24 protein-coding genes are annotated in these 21,658 nt (G+C 43.3%); 4 read left to right on the top strand and 20 right to left on the bottom strand.

The genetic code is table 11. The annotated features are described in order from the left end of the window. Window positions 1-9: 9 nt before the first annotated feature. The 6 genes from nagE to NSQ55_RS13415 form a co-directional block, all read right to left on the bottom strand. Complete coding sequence (gene nagE / locus NSQ55_RS13440; protein ID WP_036686675.1) at window positions 10-1,464, bottom strand: N-acetylglucosamine-specific PTS transporter subunit IIBC; 1,455 nt, start codon at window positions 1,462-1,464, stop codon at window positions 10-12. A gap of 47 nt (window positions 1,465-1,511) precedes the next feature. Next, complete coding sequence (locus NSQ55_RS13435) at window positions 1,512-2,018, bottom strand: PTS glucose transporter subunit IIA (RefSeq protein WP_076126158.1); 507 nt, start codon at window positions 2,016-2,018, stop codon at window positions 1,512-1,514. A 22-nt stretch (window positions 2,019-2,040) separates the two neighbouring features. Further along, window positions 2,041-2,913, bottom strand: coding sequence for a PRD domain-containing protein (locus NSQ55_RS13430; RefSeq protein ID WP_076126156.1), 873 nt, complete (start codon window positions 2,911-2,913; stop codon window positions 2,041-2,043). A 213-nt stretch (window positions 2,914-3,126) separates the two neighbouring features. After that, complete coding sequence (locus NSQ55_RS13425; protein WP_036686669.1) at window positions 3,127-3,510, bottom strand: DivIVA domain-containing protein; 384 nt, start codon at window positions 3,508-3,510, stop codon at window positions 3,127-3,129. A 93-nt stretch (window positions 3,511-3,603) separates the two neighbouring features. Beyond that, window positions 3,604-3,963: a helix-turn-helix transcriptional regulator gene (locus NSQ55_RS13420; protein WP_036686667.1), complete on the bottom strand. Its 360-nt coding sequence runs from the start codon at window positions 3,961-3,963 to the stop codon at window positions 3,604-3,606. Between the two features lie 1,230 nt (window positions 3,964-5,193). Continuing rightward, complete coding sequence (locus tag NSQ55_RS13415) at window positions 5,194-5,385, bottom strand: GNAT family protein (protein WP_254847608.1); 192 nt, start codon at window positions 5,383-5,385, stop codon at window positions 5,194-5,196. Between the two features lie 251 nt (window positions 5,386-5,636). Here NSQ55_RS13415 and NSQ55_RS13410 point away from each other — a divergent pair, with 251 nt between their 5' ends. Further along, complete coding sequence (locus NSQ55_RS13410; RefSeq protein WP_076183777.1) at window positions 5,637-6,527, top strand: GNAT family N-acetyltransferase; 891 nt, start codon at window positions 5,637-5,639, stop codon at window positions 6,525-6,527. Window positions 6,528-6,562: 35 nt separating this feature from the next. On the opposite strand, the gene NSQ55_RS13405 is transcribed toward NSQ55_RS13410, so the two are convergent. The 8 genes from NSQ55_RS13405 to aroC all read right to left on the bottom strand — a co-directional run bounded on the left by NSQ55_RS13405 (window position 6,563) and on the right by aroC (window position 11,542). Further along, complete coding sequence (locus tag NSQ55_RS13405; RefSeq protein ID WP_339173888.1) at window positions 6,563-7,501, bottom strand: GNAT family N-acetyltransferase; 939 nt, start codon at window positions 7,499-7,501, stop codon at window positions 6,563-6,565. A gap of 102 nt (window positions 7,502-7,603) precedes the next feature. Next, window positions 7,604-8,056 carry a hypothetical protein gene (locus NSQ55_RS13400; RefSeq protein ID WP_175619023.1) on the bottom strand — a complete coding sequence of 151 codons (453 nt, stop codon included), beginning with the start codon at window positions 8,054-8,056 and terminating at the stop codon, window positions 7,604-7,606. 150 nt (window positions 8,057-8,206) lie between these two features. Beyond that, entirely contained in the window at window positions 8,207-8,491 is a 285-nt protein-coding gene (locus NSQ55_RS13395) for a hypothetical protein (protein ID WP_339173884.1), read from the bottom strand. Beyond that, a complete protein-coding gene (locus NSQ55_RS13390) occupies window positions 8,466-8,963 on the bottom strand; it encodes a hypothetical protein (RefSeq protein ID WP_339173882.1) in 498 nt (165 codons plus the stop codon). The genes NSQ55_RS13395 and NSQ55_RS13390 overlap by 26 nt, the downstream gene beginning before the upstream one ends. 36 nt (window positions 8,964-8,999) lie before the next feature. Further along, window positions 9,000-9,179 (bottom strand): hypothetical protein, encoded by a 180-nt coding sequence (locus NSQ55_RS13385; RefSeq protein WP_076305492.1) that lies wholly within the window; start codon window positions 9,177-9,179, stop codon window positions 9,000-9,002. 60 nt (window positions 9,180-9,239) lie between these two features. Then, a complete protein-coding gene (locus NSQ55_RS13380; protein WP_076126143.1) occupies window positions 9,240-9,434 on the bottom strand; it encodes a hypothetical protein in 195 nt (64 codons plus the stop codon). A 33-nt stretch (window positions 9,435-9,467) separates the two neighbouring features. Beyond that, a complete protein-coding gene (locus tag NSQ55_RS13375) occupies window positions 9,468-10,325 on the bottom strand; it encodes an NAD(P)-dependent oxidoreductase (protein WP_339173878.1) in 858 nt (285 codons plus the stop codon). A gap of 161 nt (window positions 10,326-10,486) precedes the next feature. Continuing rightward, window positions 10,487-11,542, bottom strand: a complete 1,056-nt coding sequence (gene aroC, locus NSQ55_RS13370) for a chorismate synthase (RefSeq protein ID WP_076126139.1) — start codon at window positions 11,540-11,542, stop codon at window positions 10,487-10,489. 71 nt (window positions 11,543-11,613) lie between these two features. Between aroC and NSQ55_RS13365 the strand changes: the two genes are divergently transcribed. Further along, window positions 11,614-12,546: a LysR family transcriptional regulator gene (locus tag NSQ55_RS13365; RefSeq protein WP_076308077.1), complete on the top strand. Its 933-nt coding sequence runs from the start codon at window positions 11,614-11,616 to the stop codon at window positions 12,544-12,546. Window positions 12,547-13,225: 679 nt separating this feature from the next. Here the strand turns inward: NSQ55_RS13365 and NSQ55_RS13360 are convergent. After that, complete coding sequence (locus NSQ55_RS13360) at window positions 13,226-13,810, bottom strand: general stress protein (protein ID WP_076126136.1); 585 nt, start codon at window positions 13,808-13,810, stop codon at window positions 13,226-13,228. A 98-nt stretch (window positions 13,811-13,908) separates the two neighbouring features. Next, window positions 13,909-16,401, bottom strand: coding sequence for an ATP-dependent helicase HrpB (gene hrpB / locus NSQ55_RS13355; protein ID WP_339173873.1), 2,493 nt, complete (start codon window positions 16,399-16,401; stop codon window positions 13,909-13,911). A gap of 139 nt (window positions 16,402-16,540) precedes the next feature. Here hrpB and NSQ55_RS13350 point away from each other — a divergent pair, with 139 nt between their 5' ends. Further along, window positions 16,541-16,963 carry a GNAT family N-acetyltransferase gene (locus NSQ55_RS13350; protein WP_339173870.1) on the top strand — a complete coding sequence of 141 codons (423 nt, stop codon included), beginning with the start codon at window positions 16,541-16,543 and terminating at the stop codon, window positions 16,961-16,963. 138 nt (window positions 16,964-17,101) lie between these two features. Here the strand turns inward: NSQ55_RS13350 and NSQ55_RS13345 are convergent, their stop codons facing one another. From NSQ55_RS13345 to NSQ55_RS13335, 3 genes are all read right to left on the bottom strand, one after another. Further along, on the bottom strand, window positions 17,102-17,500 hold the full coding sequence (locus NSQ55_RS13345; protein WP_076183752.1) for a DnaJ family domain-containing protein: 399 nt from the start codon (window positions 17,498-17,500) through the stop codon (window positions 17,102-17,104). Window positions 17,501-17,953: 453 nt separating this feature from the next. Further along, complete coding sequence (locus tag NSQ55_RS13340) at window positions 17,954-18,103, bottom strand: hypothetical protein (protein WP_175617296.1); 150 nt, start codon at window positions 18,101-18,103, stop codon at window positions 17,954-17,956. Window positions 18,104-19,792: 1,689 nt separating this feature from the next. Continuing rightward, a complete protein-coding gene (locus tag NSQ55_RS13335) occupies window positions 19,793-19,936 on the bottom strand; it encodes a hypothetical protein (RefSeq protein ID WP_339173866.1) in 144 nt (47 codons plus the stop codon). 326 nt (window positions 19,937-20,262) lie between these two features. On the opposite strand from NSQ55_RS13335, the gene NSQ55_RS13330 reads away from it, so the two are divergent. Next, window positions 20,263-20,739 carry an SRPBCC family protein gene (locus NSQ55_RS13330; protein WP_339173863.1) on the top strand — a complete coding sequence of 159 codons (477 nt, stop codon included), beginning with the start codon at window positions 20,263-20,265 and terminating at the stop codon, window positions 20,737-20,739. Here NSQ55_RS13330 and NSQ55_RS13325 read toward each other — a convergent pair. Next, on the bottom strand, window positions 20,731-21,540 hold the full coding sequence (locus tag NSQ55_RS13325; RefSeq protein ID WP_036686506.1) for an SDR family NAD(P)-dependent oxidoreductase: 810 nt from the start codon (window positions 21,538-21,540) through the stop codon (window positions 20,731-20,733). The genes NSQ55_RS13330 and NSQ55_RS13325 overlap by 9 nt on opposite strands. Window positions 21,541-21,658: the final 118 nt, after the last annotated feature.

Below are 21,658 nucleotides of genomic sequence, written 5' to 3'. Positions count from 1 at the left end.
TCAATTTAGTTATAAAAGCTTTTGAATATCATCTTTAATTTGCTCTGATTTTGGACCAAATACGATCTGCACAGCCCCTTGACCCAGTCTCATAACACCGGAAGCTCCGAGCTGTTTCAATGCGGAATCTTTAACGGCTTTTTCGTCATTAACAATCAGACGAAGGCGTGTGATACATGCATCGATATTGCGGATGTTCGATGGACCGCCGATGTTCTCAAGAATTTGAGCAGCTTTAGAAGACGATGAAGGCGTTCCATTACCTCCAGGTGGTGCTAACAGACTTTCTTCATCATCATCTTCACGTCCAGGTGTTTTTAGCTTGAACAATGAGATAATAAAGCGGAATAGTACATAATACAAGACGAAGAATCCAAGACCCACAGGAATAAGTATCCATGCATTAGTAGACAGTTTCAGGTTTACAAGATAATCGATCAAACCTGCGGAGAAACCAAAACCAAGCTTAACATCTAAAATGTACATCAAGGCCATGGAGAATCCTGTTAATAAAGCATGAACTCCGTACAAGAGTGGTGCTACGAACATAAAGGAGAACTCAAGTGGTTCAGTGATCCCTGTTAAGAAAGAAGCAATGGCAGAACCGATGAAGATGGAAGCAACCATTTTACGTTTTTCCGGTTTAGCTGTATGAATAAATGCAAGTGCTGCCCCTGGAAGCGCAAACATCATAATTGGGAAGAATCCAGTCATAAACATCCCAGCAGTTTTATCTCCAGCGAAGAAGCGGTACAAGTCACCATGCACCAGTTCACCAGCCGCATTCGTAAAATCACCAATTTGGAACCAAGCAATCGTATTAAGCACGTGGTGAAGACCGAACGGAATTAGCAAGCGGTTAGCTGTACCGAAGATGAATGCTCCAACAGCCCCCAGTGACACAACCCAGTTCCCGAAGTCACTGATAACATCTTGTATCGGACTCCAGATCATACCCACAAATACAGCAAGAACCATCATAGAAGCTGCCGTAATGATTGGGACAAAACGTTTACCTGCAAAAAATCCGAGCCAATCAGGCATTTTTATATTGTGATATCTCTTGTATAAGAACGCTGCCCAAGCACCGGCAAAAATACCACCAAGCACACCCATGTTCAATACAACATCATCATTGATGAAAGAGAATTGAAGCGGTACGATAAGCAGAATCTTAGTCAGTACCATGTAAGAAATTACTGCTGACAAAGCTGCTACGGCGTCACCGGCAAATCCAATGGCAACCCCTACCGCGAAGATTAAGGCTAGGTTACCGAAGATCGCATTCGCTCCGGCGTTTAGAAATGGAGCAAAGTATTGATTCAGAAATCCACCAATGGTCGCTCCTAGCGGAATATCTTTTTCGTAGTTAAGCAAACCAAACCCTTGAAGAATAGCTGCCGCCGGCATGGTTGCAACAGGAAGCATTAACGACTTACCTAGTTTTTGTAGAAAAGCCAACATTTAAAATCATCCTTTCGGTTCAATAGTAGTAGTGCTCTATAAACCATTTACTTTGAAGCCACGGTAAGAATCAGATCCTGTCCTGCTGTAACCTGACCATAATGTCCGCTTACTTGAGGTGGATTCTCCTCTGTACTGGTCACGATTACAGGCGAAATTGTGTCACAACCTGCCGCGCGAATTACGTCCAGATCAAATTCGATTAGGGTTTGACCTGCTTTTACTTGATCTCCAGAGGTTATATGACTGACAAAACCGTTGCCCTTGAGGCTGACAGTATCGATTCCGATATGTAATAGCAATTGCATACCGGAGGAATGTTCCAGAATGACTGCATGACTCGATTTCACGATATGAGCAACCCTACCGTCAAAAGGCGCTTTCAAAATTCCTTCAGATGGTTTTATTGCAATTCCGTTACCCATATGACCGCCAGCAAAGGTTTCATCCGGAACCTGTGCTAGTGGAACTGACTCCCCGCTGATTGGTGCCATGATTTCGATGGTATGTTCAGTATGTTTCTCTTCTTTTTTTGATTTCCATTTGGAAAACATATGCTCCACTCCTCTTAAGATGTTAATTTGATTTCACTAAGGTCTGAAATAACCGGTGCAAATGCATGGCTAGAAAACATAGTTCTTCTTCCGGAATTTCGACCTCAAGCGATCTTTGCATTACTTTACCGAGCTTCTTAGCCAGCTTGTATTCCTCTTTGTATTCTTTCTTAATATGTTTCACAAAGGGATTATCTATTAGTGATCCTTTTAAAATACGTTCCAGCGAAAAACGCAAGTGGATCATTAATCGGATATGATTCATACTGCCGTGCTCAAAAGTTATCTTTCGTTCTTGCTGAATCATGTCTAGAAGCTCATTGACAATATTAGAGGCCTTGACTAACTGACCAACCGATACATTATTGACGGCTGAATACACATGATAAGTAAGAAATCCAATCTCATCTTCGGGGATTTGCACTTGAAATTCAGCATTGATTTTCTCCGATGCCTTGTAAGCGATCTCAAATTCCTTCGGAAATGACATTTTGGTTTCTTGCAAAAACGGATTAATAATATCCATCCCGTTGCGCAGACGGTAGATGGTGAACTGTATGTGGCTCGGGAGTGCCAGATAAATCTTGTCGTTTAACTTGTCAGGAAATTGACTTTGGATATCTGCAATTATCTCATCAGTTATTTTCATTACCTTAGGATCTATATCTTCCAGCAAAACTTGATATTGGCTCCAGGCTTCGCGATCTTCTAGACGAAACAATTTTTCAATCCGAGCATCATTTCCTTCGATCACACCAGAACCCTTCACTGCAAATCCAATACCTTTGCCAATGATGACATATTCCTTCCCGTTTTTGCTTCCCTGAACCATTACAACGTTATTCCCAATTACACGCTGTACTTGAAATTGCTCGATCTCTCGCGACAAGCTCATCACTCCTCTCCCTAATTATCGTCAAATTGGAACAAAAAAAGCCAAGAATTGTCTAATGGAAATAAAGACAATTCTTGGCTCATGCCCTTAACGGTAACACGCCACTAAAATATAAATGATCATTTATGAACATATCATAATTCATGAACTGCTAACTCGTCAATGGTAAATTTAGAAATGTCAAGCGGAGCTCCCATTATCCCAAACAGCGCCTTATAAAAACTCTTCCACGCGAGGAAGCTTATCTTTAAGCTGGCGGACGTTAGTTTCAAGCCTCAGAATAACCTCTTCCAATTCTTTTGGATCAATGCCTCGGGAAACAGGAACCTGGATAACCTCTGTTTTTGTTTCTGCCTTTAATTCCCGCATTTCCAGCTGCTGCTCTTGCCATTTATCCATCAGATCAGCTATCGTCGCATAGAAACGTTCGTAATCTTTGATTACGCTGTCCAGAAATGTATCTACTTCCTCCGCATCGTAGCCACGCAGCTTCATGCTGAATTCTTTTTCATGTATGGTTAGAGCGTCTAATGTGATGCCAAGTTGACTGAACAGCTTCCGCTGTTTGTCTAACCGGCGTTTCATATGTTCATCCATCTTTTGCTACCTCCAAGTATATACTGCAATCATCCGGCAGTAACCATTATAACAGGGTGAGCGCATCCTGAAAATATTACTATAGTTGCAGTTCTAATAGTTGTCCACAACAGCTTTATTCAAAATGCCTAAGCAGCGGTCAAGATCCGTCTTTACCTGCTTTTTATATAATTTTGCTTTCTCTTCTCCATCTGAGGTGAAATGGTAAAGTACGATTTCTTGAAAATCCACTTTAGGGTCATTGCCTTTAAGCTGCTTGGTACGATATAAAATCCCTTGCTGCACCAGCTCATGCAGGGCGCGATAGATTTCACTTTGTGGAGGGGAATAACCATGGGCTTTGAAATCCCGACGTAAATCCTCCAGCATTTGATATCCGTAACCGCGGTGTTGTTCTACCATTGTTATAAGATACACTTTGATAAACGCTCGTTGAGCAATCATAAACGCCATATAAACCCTCCTCATGTTGTAAATGTTGTTGGCTAATCTTTCCTTCTATTACTCTAGTATAAGCACTATTTTCCAACTTTCACAACCTGAAATTTGATAGAGGGTTCACTTATTACGTTGTTTATAGAGATTTGGTGGGATATAGGATGATTTATGTGGATGTGGGTAGGGAGAGCTTAGTTTTTTTGTGGTTTACTATTGTGAATTTTTCATATGGTGAAATTACGGAATAAATGATTGTACATCGTTGATTTCGTAGAATGATCCTCGAAGAAGTAGGTCCACATGCTTCGGCACGATACAAACTCTATCTGGATCAATATACTTCAGTACGATACAAACTCCATCTGGACCCATATGCTTCTACATGATCCTCGTCCCATTCTTTGTTTGGTTTGATCAATTTTGCTCGTTCGAGCTACTATCGGACCCCATTGACTCTATTCGCTGCTTTTCCCCACTTTTGCTGTGCTATCGGACCCTATGGGCGCTATTAGCATAAAAAGTAACATTTATACAGCTATTCTTGGGGAATAGCTGCACTGGTGTCCGAAACTACTCTGAAAAAGCTTAATATTTGCAAATAGCGTCTTCTCGGTCCGAAAGTTTCTGCGCGAAATAAACTCCATCTGAGCCCACATACTTCTGCATGATCCTCCTCCCATTCTGTGTTTAGTTTGTTCAAGTTTGCTCGTTCGAGTTGCTATCGGACCCAGTTGACTCTATTCGCTGCTTTTTCCCACTTTTGGTGTGCTATCGGACCCCATGGATGCTATTGGCATAAAAAGTAACATAAATAGAGCGATTCTTGAGGAATAGCTGCACTAGAGTCCGATACTACTCTGAAAAAGCGAAAAATATGCAAATAACGTCTTCTGGGTCCGCAAGCTTCAATAGAACATCAATTCGAAAAGTAAAACGCAAAAAAGCGATCCTCCAGTTATTGAAGAATCGCTTTTTAGGTAACTAATAAGTTCCACTTTGCCAAGTTCATTTTCTAAACGTCCTTCTCAGCTATAATCCCTGCGCCACTCTGCTTTCCAAGTAACCTCTCCTAAGCACTATTTCATAGCGCTTTTCTCCATAAATTCATCCTTCGTCAATCCAAACAATAGTAAGTCTAAATACTGTCCATTTGTATAAATAACTTTACGGCGCACGCCTTCTTGAACACAACCCACTTTTCTAAGCATAGCTGCTGAGGGTTCGTTACCTTCGAGCGCACATTCGTTAAACTTGTTTGAGTCTAAGCTCCAAAAAAGCATACTTCAACAGGATGTTGATAGCTCTTGTCCCATACCCCTTACCTCGATGGTCTCTATCCACTTGCACGCCTATACTGAACGTACCATTTTTCTCGTCTATGCTATTAAGATTTACTCCACCCACATATTCACCATTCAGATTTTCGATCGTAAACATTAGCCGCTGTGATGAGAATTCTGCAAATGTGAACAGATCTTAGTCTTATTTTCTCATCCTGCCAAAAATAATGACTGTAATCTATCTCTCTCATCTTATACCTCCGAGTCAATAATTTAGAGATTATGATAACACATCTACAGGATTATATTGGTATAGTATTTTTAAAATCAACTTTACGGTTAAAAAACATAGTATTATGTATTCATAAAATGCGAATCCCAAAATCATCTGAAATAGAGGTATATTCTATGAATGAATATCAATTGATTAGCGATTATAAACACATCGATAAATATAAGCTTAGCTTCAATTCTTTAGCCCAATCAATCTTTGGTATTGATTTTAAACCTTGGTATGAACAAGGGGGCTGGAATGACAAATATATTTGTTATTCCTTTATCGATGAAGATCACGTCATTGCGAATGCATCTATTAATAAAATGACTATTCTCATCAACAAAAAAGAATACAACGCCATCCAAATTGGGACGGTGATGACACATCCTGATTATCGTATGCAAGGTTTATCCCGAAAATTAATAGACCACATTATCGCTAAGTACGAACATGAATACGACTTCCTCTACTTATTTGCTAATGAGCGCGCTTTGGATTTTTATCCTAAATTCGGGTTTGAACGCATGCAAGAAAGCAGCTTTTCACTTAACGTTGCTCATCTTAGCAATCAGCCAACTACAACCTACTCTGTGCGGCCTTTATCTATAGGTAACCCCGTTGATTTTAGCATGATCAAAAATTTTGCAGTCAAAAGAACACCGGTATCCTCCGCGCTAAGTGTGATAAATAATGAACATCAGCTGCTGTTTTATTTTATTCTTCCTTTTCACGATTCCTTTTATTATATTGAAGAGGCTGACGTTATTGTGATCTTTAAACATGAGGATCATCAGCTTCATATTTTTGATATTATTAGTACAACAAGTTTTGATATCAACACAGTATTGAAAAGCATTATTTCTCCGGATACTGAAGTTATACATTTTTATTTCACACCAGATTATCCAATCGATCAAGTTAAGGCAGAATTAATTTCCCAGAGTGAAGATACCTTATTTATACGTCCGCTATTAAAAGAACTCCCTCAACATTTCATGTTTCCTATTACCTCTCATGCCTAGTTAACAAAAAAAAGGCTGCCATTTGGCAGCCTTTCTTAGTCGTGCATAGGAATATACATACTCTGTATCTCTTGTACTCCAGGGACAAATCCTAGATTTAAATAAACAGACTCCGCATCATTACCTTCCATGACATATAATCTTAGGATCGGATACTTATCTTTCAGGAGATTAAGTCCTCTTTTCAACATCAGTGTAGCAATCCCTTTTCCTCTGTAAGCAGGTATTACACCAATACTGTAAACTGCTGCGTAATCATCTTGTAAACCCAAAAGACAATTCGCAATTAGCTGTCCTGATTTCTTATCATACACAAGCGTTGACGCTGTCAGTAATTCTTCATTTGTGTAATTAGGTTCTTCACTTGGGATAAAATCTTCATAAGCGAATTTTTTTCTCCTTGTTGCCTCAAGACTTCCATCGAAGCTCGCATAGTTACATTCGGCGATCTGCTCTTCAAGAATAAAACGTTTAGCGCCCATTCCATTATCTTCGATCTGAGGACTTTCAATCCTTAACTCTTCGTTCCATTCGACCTCAAAATGATCTGTAGGACGGTGCATCCAACGGCATCTGAACTCATCAGGCCAAAACCCTGCCCGCGCAAATAATTGAACCTGGTCTGGCAGAACCTCGAAGGTTTTTATAGGTTTTGTTCTATCCGACCAATAAATCAAAAGCTTTTTTAATAGCTTCAGCACCACAAATGTATCGTTAAACGGTGGAATAACAAATAAATGATATATCCGGTTAGGCGACATCTTTACTCCACCTATTTTAGACTCGCCTTTATAAATCCAAAAAGCGTTTCTTTGGGCAGAATTGAACCTTTCTTCTTTAAAAAAACCGTTATATTGCATATTATAATAAATGGAACAATACAGTCCCCACTCTTCTGAGTCTGCCTTACGAATAGAATAATCATTATTTAAGTCATATGAAATCTCGTATTCAGACCATGCCATTAATTGCATTTACATTTCCTCCTCGCTAGTCCTATCACCTTCTGTATTCCATAGTATCACTTCTTAAAGTAAATGTTTGGTAATAAACTGTTATATTAATCTTTTGCCGATTTAAAGCAAATGCTTTTCTTTTATCTTAGAAACGGCTTGTACCCGGTTTTTAACCTCTAACTTTTGATAAGCTTGACGTGCCATCAGCATACGCGCGAGTGTGATTTGTTCGTATTCCCGGGCAACATTAGGTTTATCATTTGCACTAATATGCCTTTTCGTTAGCCATTCATCACCGCTACTTAACAGTCCTTGCGAGAACTGAATTCGAATATATGCGGCTTCCAGCAATCTTTCCCTGCCAGGAGAATGATATTGCTTAAGTTCCGCAATAGCTGTCTGCAAAACCTCCGCTGCATCTTCCACATGACCTATTGCTTTTAACATTTTAGCTTGCAAAATAACCCCTGGTACCCACATGCTCACATGCTTCGAGGAATTACACATAACAAGCACTTTGTCCAGTTGGACATTTGCATCTTTAAGATGATTCCTTTCATAGAAAAGATCCACCAAAAATACAAAACCATGACCTTGTAACGTTTACTATAGATGCAAATTTCTCTATGCCTTCCCTGTTTTGGTCCAATAGCTCAACGAACGTATCCACGTCTCCCTGATAAAATGCAACCGAAGCACGATACAGATCCAACCGCATTTGAATTACGGCTTGCTCTTTTTCCGGAATAATAAATTCCTCTTCCATGAAAAGTTCAACCTTTGTAAGAAGCGTTTGGCATCATCTGATCGTCCAGCGACAGCCATCGAACCCGCTTGAAAATAAAATAAATCAGGGTGCACAATCATATTTTTGATCGACAACTTATCTAGTGAATCTAGCAATGTAGATTCATCGCCATCTTTGATAATTGAATTGAAAGGCCTATCCATACATGATGCAGAAAACGTATAATCCTCTGCCTCAAAAGCATGCTGGATAGCTTCCAAGACCAGCCCTTCCTGAAAAAGAGCGGAAGGCAAGAATTAAACCCGCTGCCCATCCTTCTGTTTTTTTTCCAAGCAAAAATAACTCATCTTGTGAAAGCTGCTCGCTCAAGGGTTGAGATTGTAGCTCATCAATTTCGTCAAATGTAAATCTCAGATCATCGTTACTTAATTCTAGTAGTTCCTGTTGTGCTCTTAGGCGGGATAAGGCGAGTGGCGGGAGGGTTCTACTCAATATTACAAGCTTCACATTAGCCGGAAGATGTCCGATGAAAAAGCCCATACTTTCATGAATCGATTGATTCGTAATCGCATGATAATCATCCATTATAAGTGTAATAGAGCCTGGAAGAGAATGCAGATCGTTTAATAAAAGAGGAATCGCAGTTTCTACTGAACCGTCACGAACAGACTGGATAAACAAATCCAAGCGATTTAAAAAGGGGCGAAAGATTCTCTCAATTGCAGCATGCAAATTTAACCAGAATCGTACAAGATGGTTATCTGCAAGCTATGCAACCTCATCGGAATGAGTACGAGCCCATTCGGCCGCAAGTGTCGTTTTTCCAAACCCAGCTGAGGCGGCAATAAGCGTCACTTTGGCACGATTTTCATCCATGAGTTTAGACATTAATCTTATGCGCTGATCATAATAAGGAGCCTGTTTTAACCATCTATTAAGTAGTAACATAACATTCTAGCTTTCTGACATCCAATATCAAAAAAAGACCGCCAATTGGCAGCCTTTTTTCTAATATATTCTTGAGCATAACCAAAAAGCTGAACCCACTGCGATAATGCCTGCCATAGATACAAACAGGACATACCCTTTCTTTGTTCTAGTAACGGTGTGTTTATCATAAAACTCTGGTTTTCGAACGATTCCAAACCATAGATCAGCAATTAAATTCACGACTACTAAAGAAAAATTCTTTAATTTACTCATGTTATCTCTCCTTGTACATGTTTGGATTCATCTCTAACCTTTCAAGCTCTGAGCAAAACCTGACCTCCATGATGGGTATGATGGACTCCATCCGTAATCCATTCGAGCTTTTGTATTGGACGCTCCCCGTTCCCAGCCTTCTCTGCCCATATGCAAAGGAGGTCTAGGAGCTCCCAAGATTTCAGAAAAAACAGGCACCCAATCTATTCCTCGCGCAGGTTCATTGTCCACAATATTAACTGGACCAGAAGGCCAGTTCAGAGCAAGCGCCGCCGCGTTAGCTGCATCCTCCACATGAAGGAATGACGTAACCGCTTCTGTTGCAGTCAGTCTCCCTTTTCGAATTTCTTCTGTCATTAATCCCGCAGCATCATACCAAGTCCCTTGGCCGTACAACATTCCGTACCGCAAAATCACATGATTAGGAATTTCTGCAACTGCCTTTTCAAGTGAGCGGATACCCTCAATGGTTCTCATCCGGGATTCAGAAGCATTAGTATCTAATGGAGTATTCTCCGTGGCAGGTCCCTCACCAGCTTCATAAGCCCAAGAGATACTTTGGGCAATAATCTGTTTAGCCCCGCTTGTCAGTGAAGCATCGACAATATTTCGTGTTCCTTCTATTCTTATCTTTGAATTATCTGCAAAATTCCGCTGACTTAATGAAGTCAGCTGATGAATTACCACTTCAGGTTGGGCTGCTTGAATAGCCGCAAATATAGACTCACGCTCATACACATCCGCGATTACCGCTTGTGCCCCTAAGCTCTCAAGGATTGTTTTGTTTTCTTCTTTATGGGTCAGACCGATAACCTCATGCCCCGCTTGTAGTAACTTAGGAAGCAATGACCGTCCAATCACACCAGCAGCACCTGCAACAAAGATTCTCATCTATTCCCTCCTTTTCGCTGTACTGTATCTTATGGCATAGCTAGAGACAAAGCATAATTTGAATGATTATCCATATGATACCACATATGCAAAAAAGACTGCACCTCACAGTCTATTGCTAAGAGGTGCAGTCTTTGATTTGTTTCATTTTATAAAGTGTTTCATCCAAAAATAGCAGCTTGTCTTTTATAAAGATCTTCCAATACTAAGCAAGCCATTGCTTCAACAACCGGGACGATTCTCGGACAGATACATGGATCATGTCTGCCCTCCGTTTTAATCTCAACTTCTTCACCATTCGTGTTTATGGTCTGTTGAGTAACAGAAATCGAGGATGTAGGCTTTACACTTATTCGAAAAATAATCTCTTCTCCTGTGCTGATTCCGCCTATAATTCCACCGGAATGGTTACTAAGAAATCCATCCTTATTCATCGCGTCATTATGTTCACTTCCAAGCATAGAGGCCGCTTCGAATCCAGCTCCAAACTCTATTCCTTTTACAGCACCAATAGATAACATCGCTTTAGCTAACTCTGCATCCAATTTATCAAATACGGGTTCTCCAAGACCCGGAATAACCCCTCTAATCCGACACTCCACGATACCTCCGCAGCTGTCTCCAATCGAAGCTAAGTGTTCAATTTTTTTAATCATTTCAGCTCCAGCCTTAGCATCACAGGCGCGGACTGCATTTTGTTCAATAACATCTTCATCAAAGGTTTGACACTTAATCCCTCCGACCTCTTGCGTGTAGGCTAGTACCTCAACCCCTCTTCTTTCGAGCAGTTTCCGAGCGATCGCTCCGCCAGCTACTCTTGCCGCTGTTTCCCTGCCAGATGCCCGCCCACTGCCTCTATGATCGCGAATTCCGTATTTCTGCAAAAAAGTATAATCCGCATGGCCGGGTCTAAATGAATGCTGAATATCGTTATAGGCCTCCGGTTTCATATCTTTGTTGTACAGAACTACAAAGAGTGGAGTTCCGGTTGTTTTCCCTTCGAATATTCCTGATTGTATTTGCACCACATCATATTCCTTACGCGGTGAAGTTACAGAGGACTGGCCTGGTTTCCTTCTATCCATCTGTTTCTGAATATATGCTTCATCAATTTCAACATTAGGTGTAACTCCATCCACTATGACCCCAACCGCTGCACCATGTGACTCTCCAAAGGTAGTAATCTTGAATACTTCTCCAAATGTGTTACCTGCCATAATATTCAAACCTCCATTGCCGACTCTTTTATTATTTATATATCCAAATTATAATAAGGTTGTTGCAATTAATGAAATCACATTTTCAACAGACTGTCATAGAGGTGATCTATATCAAATTCTTTAACCTTGAATGGTATCGCATTTTCTTATATACGGCTCGTTACAAAAATCTAACTAAAGCTGCAAATGAATTGCATATTACACAGCCATCCGTAAGTTATGCCATTAAACAAATGGAGGATTCTTTAGGCCTCAAATTATTTCATCGTTTATCTAAAGGTGTAGAGCTAACCGAGGAAGGACGGGCGTTATTGGAATATGTTGAGCCCTCTTTAGTCATGCTGGATTCTGCACAAAAGCATCTTCATAATCTAAAGCAATTAAACGAGGGAGAAGTTCGGATTGGAGCGAGTGATTCCCTTATAAAAAATCTTTTGCTTCCGCAATTGAACGCATTCCACAAACAATATCCCGGCATACGAATTCGGCTATCACACGGAAAAACGCATGAGATCACCAAACGTTTGAAAGAAGGCGAAATAGACTGTGCGCTCGTCCATATGCCTATTGACGATCCACAATTAAGTATTCAGACGCTTGCCACCCTTGAGGATTGTTTTGTAGTGGGACGAGCCTTTCAGGAACTGGCAAACCGTTCGCTTACGGCAAAAGAACTTGCAGAGTTACCTTTTATTTTATTATCCCCAGAAAGCAGCACCAGACTGTTTGTTGATCATTGGTTTGCTGGTAAGGGATTGTCCGTTAAACCAGATATAGAGCTGGGCAGCATCGATTTACTCTCTGAATTCGCAAGACTTGGTTACGGGGTAGCCTTTATTAGCCGTTCTTTTGTAATTGAGGAGATTCAAAAAGGAGAACTTTTCGAGTTGCAATTAGATGATCCCCCTCCACCCCGGAATATAGGCTTCGCAATCCATCGCGATATGAGGTTATCCGTGGCAGCTGATTCTTTCATCCGCATGCTTCGTATCCTTGATTAAGATCGTGCAAGGTAGCAGCATATAAGGACACTGCGGAACGAGGCATGTGCTTAGAAACCATAAGGGCGCTGCGATACGGGGGGATTTCTTAGCAAAAAACCGGGGGCGTATGCTCAGTAGGATAAGGACACAGAGTCCGGGTGCGCTTACGTAGCAATAGAAGGACATAGTGGAACGATGCACGTATGTAATAGCAAAAGGACTCTAGGGAACGGTGCATGTACGTAACAGCATAAGGACAATGCGAAACGATGCACCTCTAGCATAAGGACACAGTGATCAGGTACGCATACGTAGCAGTACAAAGACAGCACGTGCGTAGCAGTATTAAGGACACTCCGAAACGATCAAGTACGTAGTAGCAAAGGACACAGCGGACCTTAAACGCAATATTATCCGATATTTGGAGCCCTATCGGACCCCATTGCAGCTATTGGCAAAAAAAACAGCAAATAAGAGCCTCATTCTATAGAATAGCGTCCATGGAGTCCGAAATCCTGCTGCAAAGAGCAAAAATTAGGCAATAGCGTCTTCTGGGTCCGTCCCCCTCAGAAGAGGATGAGCAAAGGGTGATTACGGGAGGCGCGATGGACTAAAAATACAAAGGAGCGATTCTCCATTAAATCGGAGAATCGCTCCTTGTAACCTTTTACCGCTTTTAAAGCAGGTTATTATAATGTTATATTTTATCGCGGTTGTAGACTTCAGCCGTCCGATCCGCTCTGTTAGCCATCGAATTTCCTAGTCTAGTGTCTTCGTTATAGACGCCTTCGTAACGCTGAGTATTCAGCGAACGGTTACCGCGGAACACATCATGTGCTTGATAGCCGCGTCCATTATCATCGACTAGTACAAGGATTTTGCCGCTTTCCACATAACCTTCGTACTCTTTAGCCTCATCCTCAGGAATACCGAGCCCGATCAAGCCGCCGACTAATCCACCTGCGCCTGCACCAACTGCTGCACCTGTAAGGGTTGCAACTATAGGCCCTGCCGCCAGGATCGGTCCAATCCCCGGAATCGCCAATGCTCCGATCCCTGCTAATAGTCCGGCAACGCCGCCAACTACACCACCTGTAGCAGCGCCTGTTGCTACTCCTTCTGGAGCTTTTGTGCCTGTATCCTCTGAGATGTTTCTAAGCTCATCACGATCACGTGTGATTACTGATATTTCATCATTATTAAATCCTTGATTGTGAAGTCCTTCAATTGCTCTGGTTGCTTCTTGTTCTGTGTCGAAAATACCTACGATTTTTTTAGTCACTTGAAGCCCTCCTTAGTAATTGTCTTCGCTAGTAATTACCCTTTAAACGGGAGACCAAACATCTAAGGAAAAATTTCAAGAGCATATGTAACCATAAATTATTTTACAGGACGTGTACGATTAGTCGGAATAGCCTGTAATGGGTCATCTGGCCAATAGTGCTTCGGGTACCGTCCTTTCAGATCTTTTTTGACCTCAAAATAGGTCCCCCGCCAAAAACTTGCTAGATCAGAGGTTACCTGCACAGGTCGTCTAGCTGGTGACAAAAGATGCAGCAATGCTGGCACTTTTCCCCCTCCAATTCGAGGTGTGTCCAGCTGTCCAAACATCTCTTGCAATCTTACTGCCAATACCGGGGCAGCAGGATTAGTATAATCTACAGGCACACGCGAGCCACTAGGAACAGATATATGTGTAGGTGCCTCCTTTTCCAGCATCTGCCGCTGATTCCAGTCTAACATCCCCTCAAGCGCTCGCGCTAACGGTACACGCTGAAGGTCGCGGAGGTTCCTCATACCTTGCAGATATGGCAAAAGCCATTCATCCAACGTAGCAATTAAAGCAACATCTGATACATCCGGCCAATCTGAATGTAAGGTATGCATAAACATCAAACGTTCGCGAAGCTGTATGGTTCCCTTCTCCCACGGTAGGATTTCAATGCCATCTGTAGCGATGACACTTAATAGTACATTTGCCATTTCTTCCGCGGAGGGTCTTTCATGTGAAGTTTCTTTTAAGACCAACGCGCCGAGCATTGTGCGACGACTTTTCTTCACACTTCCACTTTCTTTATCCCAATACACATCCGCTTCCTCGGTGATGCGGTCTGCATGATAGGAAAGCAGTTGTCCTTCTTCTATCTCAGCTGCCAGCATAATTGCGCCCTGTGTAGCGCGATCATCGATCGAAGCAGCTACGATATATGATGACCGGGCCAGCGGTTGTCCTTCCCGCATGGCCGCCCCCCGACCGGAGGAGAGCAGAAACGCGCCATCGCCGCGTTTCTGCCCGATCCGGTCGGGATAGGCGAACGACAGAAGCAGCCCGCAGCGGCTGATGTCGTTCACGTTCTCGCCCGGCGCGGCTTGCAACTGCGCCAGGAAATGGCGGCTCTCGCGCTGCACAGCGCGCAGAGCCGCCGGGTCCGCTCCGCCGCTATCAGCGGAGCGCTCGAACCGGAGCAGCGCCTCAACGCGGAGCGTGAGGTCGCAATCTAGGGCCGCGGGACCCTTGAAAAGGTCCCGCTCTTGCAGCAGCGCCGCCAGCCGGCAGGCGAGCGGTGCTGCGCCAAGCTCTGCCGCGCGCAGCAGCATATGCGCGGCTCGCGGGTGCGCGCCAAGCGCGGCCATGCTGTGGCCGTGCGGCGTAATGGCGCCGCCGGCGTCCAGTGCGCCGAGCTGGCGCAGCAGCGCGGTGCCCTGCGCAAAAGGCGCAGCGGGCGGCGCGTCAAGCCAAGATAGCGCGGCAGGATCGCGCACGCCCCACAGCGCCAGCTCCAAAGCGAGCTGCGCAAGGTCCGTCTGCATAATCTCCGGCACATTGTCATCCGGAAGTCGATTATGCTCCTCCTGACTCCACAGCCTGTAGCACACGCCAGGGGCTGTTCGTCCGGCACGTCCCCGCCGTTGATCCGCGGAGGCTTTCGATACCGGGACTGTCGTCAGACTTGGCATTCCTGTGCGTGGTGAGAATACCTGTGTACGACGCTGCCCTGTGTCAATTACCGTTCGCACGCCTTCAATCGTTAGACTTGTCTCAGCGATAGAAGTCGCGAGCACTACTTTTCGTTCACCTTGAACAGATGCAGCCACAGCTGCATCTTGGATATTTTGTGGCAGCTGGCCATATAAAGGGCGAATTACCGTCTGCTCTGCCAAGCTTCCATTTTCCAACTCACTTTGAGTTCTGCGTATTTCTCTTTCCCCTGGTAAAAAGACGAGAATATCTCCGGGTTGTTCAGCAAGCGCACGTCTCACAGCAGCTGCAGCAGTTTTTTCCAGTGGAAGATTCCCAGTAGTTGGTACATAGATTGTTTCTACAGGATAGGTTCTGCCCGGACAATTTACTACGGGCGCATCGCCTAGTAAAGCAGACACCCGCTCACTGTCCAAGGTAGCTGACATGATAAGAATCCTTAGATCCTCCCGCAGCACAGCCTGTGCTTCCAGTGTAAGGGCAAGTCCCAAATCCGCATGAAGACTGCGCTCATGGAACTCATCAAAAATAACTAGACCCACATCACCCAAAGAAGGATCGCTTTGCAGCATTCTCGTTAATACTCCTTCAGTGACTACAACAATCCGCGTATTTTTGCCTACTTTAGTGTCATTCCGCATCCGATAACCTACCGTCTGTCCAACACTTTCTCCAAGGCAGGATGCCATGTAAGTGGCGGCAGATCTAGCAGCAAGCCTTCTAGGCTCTAACATTAAAATGCTTTTACCCGCCATCCAGGGCTCGTCCAAAAACGCCGGAGGCGTTCCTGTTGTTTTGCCTGCACCCGGTTCAGCGATAAGTACTGCTGCCTGCGCAGTGTTAAGTATGTTTTTCAGGTCAGGAAGCACCTGTATAATCGGAAGCTGTTTCATTCTATCTCTCCATCGTCTATAATCATATGTTATAATTTTCCTTGAAGTTATCTTAGATCATCTTCATCATGTGTGAAAAAACCTTAAAGATCAAGACTTACCATTCATACCCTCTATAATATTAATAAGGAGACTTACTATGATATTCGTAACAAAAGCTACAATTTCAGATCTACCCATGCTCACCACAATAGACAGCAAGATCATTGGCAATGAAAGCCGCAAATCGAAGATTGAAAAATATATCAAGCATGAGCAGTGTTACGTAGCATCGCATAATGGAACGCTTGTAGGATTTGCTTGCTGCGATACCACCTTTTTCGAATGCTGTTTTATTCAGCTGGTCATTGTGGATCCTGAGTTCAGACGCCTAGGCATAGCCAAAACACTCCTTAGCTACATCGAGGAACAATGCCCAACCCCCAAGCTTTTCACCTCCACCAATGAATCCAATACGATCATGCAGCAACTATGTCTTTCTCAAGGGTTTGTTAAAAGCGGAGTCATTGAGAATTTAGATGATGGCGATCCGGAATGGGTATATTTTAAACAAATTAGATGAGTATACATGTTCAGTTACACATAACAAGCAAAAAGGCAGCTCTTCTGTCTAAACCGACCAAGAGATGCCTTTTTATTTTACACTATTTATTTTGATGTCCAAATGAATGTAGGCATTTAGGCAGTAACTTAAGCAGCGTTATTCCTCTTCCTTTATCATCTGTTCGTGTATTTGAGCACTGTATTGCATAAAAGCAGGGTTACTATCCAAGCCGCGTTCACGCAATAACTCCTGTAGACGCAGTCTTTTCATAGACAGTTTTGACCGCAAAGCCTTGCCCTCACTTGTTTCTGCACTTCCGCTATTATGACACGCCGCTAGCAATCCTTCCAACGTAACACATTCAGCTCGCAGAGAGATTTCCTCAGGCACCAGTCCGGAGTTCTTCATGATTTTAAAAGACATCCGCAATTCTTCCGGCACACCCGATAAATCCTCGAGCTCCAGCGGCTTGCCATGCCCAGGTAAATCTCGATATTCCCCGTTACGCATAGACTCCTGAATCCGCTGCTCAGCTAACCAAGACATCATCCCCATATACGCAGCCTCCTTCACCAATGCCACACTATTAACTACCCTGCCTAAGCAAAAGTAGATTTTACGGAATTGCGTTAATTTTAGCATAAAAGACTTAGGATTTGCATCAAGGTGCCGGAATGCTTTCTCAGATATTTCCTATGCTGTTAACTATAGGGATGGCGAGCTATTTACTCAAATGCCCCTTGCCCTCGTCGCACAGTTGAATAGCTCAGACTCTGTAACTATCGTACACAATGTATATTCTAAGCCCATAACCGCAACGTCAGCATACACTGGCCACCGTGAAACGTTTGGACCCAGGAGCTCTTGCTTGTATACTACATCCTTCATTACACATTCATTACCTCTTCGTCGCCATAGATCATTCGGACTCAACAGCCCTTATTTCGCTAATTTAGTCCATTTCACTGTACTTTCGGACTCAGATGCAGCTATTCGCTCAAACACGCCCTACTTTTGTTCAAAATCGCGGCAATAAGCGCTATGCGGTCCGATATGTTCAAAATACAAACCAAAAACACCAAATAGCTGCAATACAGTCCGATCCATTAGCGAATCCAGGCCTCCGCAAACCGATCGAAACCAGTAGCTCTTGCTCATATACTACATCCTTTGTACCTTCATTACCTCTTCGTCGCCATAGATCGTTCGGACCCAGCAGCCCTTATTTCACTAATTTAGTCCTTTTCGCTGTACTATCGGGCTCAGTTGCACCTATTCGCTCAAATACGCCCTACTTTTGATCAAAACCATGCCAATAAGCGCTATGTAGTCCAATACGTTCAATAAACACACCAAAAACGCCAAATAGCTGCAATACAGTCCGCAACGCCGATGCATCCTCGCTACCATGTAACGTTCGGACTCAGATGATCTTATTTCACAAATTCAGGCTTATTCCCTCTGCTATCGGACTCAGTTGCAGCTATTCGCTAAAACCCACCTTACTTTTGTTCAAAATCGCAGCAATAAGCGCTATGCAGTCCGATACTTCTAATAAACACACCAAAAACGCCAAATAGCTGCAATACAGTCCGCAACGTCAGCGAATCCATGCCTCCACAAATCGATTGGACCCAGTAGCTCTTGCTCGTATACTACATCCTTTACACCTTCATTACATCTTCGGCGCCATAGATGGTTCGGACCTAGCAGCCCTTATTTCGCTAATTTAGACCATTTCGCTGTACTATCGGACTCAGTTGCAGCTATTCGCTCAAACACACCTTACTTTTGATCAAAACCATGCCAATAAGCGCTATGTAGTCCAATACGTTCAAAAAACACACCAAAAACTCCAAATAGCTGCAATACAGTCCGCAACGCCGATGCATTCTCGCTACCATGTAACGTTCGGACTCAGATGATCTTATTTCACAAATTCAGGCTTATTCCCTCTGCTATCGGGCTCAGTTGCACCTATTCGCTCAAACACACCCTACTTTTGTTCAAAATCGCAGCAATAAGCGCTATGCGGTCCGATACTTCTAATAAACACACCAAAAACTCCAAATAGCTGCAATACAGTCCGCAACGCCGATGCATCCTCGCTACCATGTAACGTTCGGACTCAGATGACCTTATTTCATTAATTCAGGCTTATTCCCTCTGCTATCGGACTCAGTTGCAGCTATTCGCTCAAACACGCCCTACTTTTGTTCAAAATCGCAGCAATAAGTGCTATGCGGTCCGATACTTCTAATAAACACACCAAAAACTCCAAATAGCTGCAATACAATCCGCAACGCCGATGCATCCTCGCTACCATGTAACGTTCGGACTCAGATGACTTTATTTCACAAATTCAGGCTTATTCCCTCTGCTATCGGACTCAGTTGCACCTATTCGCTCAAACACACCTTACTTTTGCTCAAAATCGTGGCAATAAGCGCTATGCGGTCCGATACTTCTAATAACACACCAAAAACGCCAAATAGCTGCAGTACAGTCCGCAACGCCGATGCATTAGCACACACTCGCCACCGTGAAACGTTCGGACTCAGATGACCTTATTTCACAAATTCAGGCTTATTCTCTCTGCTATCGGACTCAGTTGCACCTATTCGCTCAAATACGCCCTACTTTTGTTCAAAATCGCGGCAATAAGCGCTATGCGGTCCGATACTTCTAATAAACACATCAAAAACGCCAAATAGCTGCAATACAGTCCGCAACGCCGATGCATCCTCGCTACCATGTAACGTTCGGACTCAGATGACCTTATTTCACAAATTCAGCCTTATTCCCTCTGCTATCGGACACAGTTGCAGCTATTCGCTCAAACACACCCTACTTTTCTTTAAAATCGCAGCAATAAGCGCTATGCGGTCCGATACTTCTAATAAACACATCAAAAACGCCAAATAGCTGCAATACAGTCCGCAACGCCGATGCATCCTCGCCACCGTAGATGCTACTGTTTACTTCCGCCATTCATCATTCACTTATCCCTCTCTTCACTCCCTTTTCCCCGTCATGCGTACTTATCACCTTCATCACTCCATTTTCACCCTCATCACGCACTTATCCCTATCTTCAATCCCTTTTCCCCGCCAACACTATCTCCGCGCCGTACGCAAATCGAGCTTGTGGACTTGCTTGTGACCTTATTTCTCCCGCTATTTTATTGCCCTCTATTCCCTATAAGTTACGCTTCAAGCCTGATCGTGCAATTAACACAGGCGATTGCTATACTCTTTCTAATGAGCCTCAACTCAATAAAAAAAGGACTACCGCAGTAGTCCAAAGGAGAAATATAAATGTTAGCTAACATCCAAAAAGAAGATCAACATTATGTCGCTCGTTTTGAACGCCAGTTAAAGCATTCCGCAACTGAGATTTGGTCCTATTTGACCGAAAATGAGAAGCTTGCCTTATGGTTCTCTGAATTAAAAATCGAGGACCTGCGTGAAGGCGGACTTATAAAGTTTGATATGCAGAACGGAACGTTTGTGGATATGGAAATTACCGCGCTGCAGCATCAATCTATTTTTGAGTTTACATGGGCTGAGGATCTTGTTCGTTTTGAGTTATACCCTAATTCAGAAGGCTGTTTACTCGTCTTGAACGAAACACTACAAACGCTTACCCCTTATACACCACGAGATCTCGCTGGCTGGCATGTTTGTCTAGAAGTGATCCAGCATCTTTTGGAAGGCACGACGCTGAAGTCACGGAAAGACGAATGGAATAAATGGTACGAGCAATACCGGGAAGCGATCTCGAAATTAGGATAACAAGGACTCCGCGCCGTCAATCACGATTTGCGCACCTGTAATATGGATAGATTCATCCGAAGCCAGAAAAGCAACGAGATCAGCGACATTATCCGGCTTGCCCGGTCCATCCGCCAAAGGTTGCGCTCCATCAGGGAATTCAATCGGAATGACGATTGCTTCAACATCCTCGCTCATTTCAGTGGTTTCATCTATATTCGTAGCAATAGCCCCAGGGCAGATAACATTCACACGAATCTTAAACTTAGCAAGCTCGAGAGCTGCCATTTTGGCAAAAGCCACCTGTCCAGCTTTGGTAGTGCTATAAGTAGACCACCCAAAGCTGGCAAATCTAGTGTTCCCATTAATGGAACTAGTAATAATAATACTGCCCTTCCCTTTATCTTTCAGATGAGGAATAGTATATTTCAGAGTCAAAAAAGTCCCCGTCAAGTTCACCGACATCGTACGCTCCCAGTCGCTCAAGCTTAGTTCTTCTATCGGACCCACAGCGCCATTAATTCCCGCGTTAGCGAATACTACATCCACACCTCCGAATTGTTCCACCGTACAACGTACGGCTTCCTCCATCTTTTTCTCATCCGAAGTATCTACCTCTATGGCCAGCGCACAATCTTTTCGAAGCTTATTAAGCTTTTCTGCCAAGGAAGAGGTTCTTTCAAGATTTAAATCGAACAATGCTACATTTGCACCTTCCCGCGCCAGCTTAATAGCGGTGGCACGGCCAATTCCCGAGCCCGCTCCGGTTATAATCGCTGTTTTTCCAATAAATCTTTGTTTCTTAGATATGTTTGGGCTCATATGTAATCTCTCCTCTAATGTCTGTAAGATAAGTACTATGGATCAAGATTACCCAAATAAACCTGTAATGGAATCATCTCGTTCATAAATCTTCAGAATTTAGGCACGCCGCACAAAA

Origin of the sequence: Paenibacillus sp. FSL H7-0943, from assembly GCF_037963265.1 — a bacterium.
Lineage (GTDB): Bacteria > Bacillota > Bacilli > Paenibacillales > Paenibacillaceae > Paenibacillus_AQ > Paenibacillus_AQ odorifer.
Note: the sequence above shows the minus strand (reverse complement) of the source record. Positions and strands in the feature narration are given on the sequence as shown.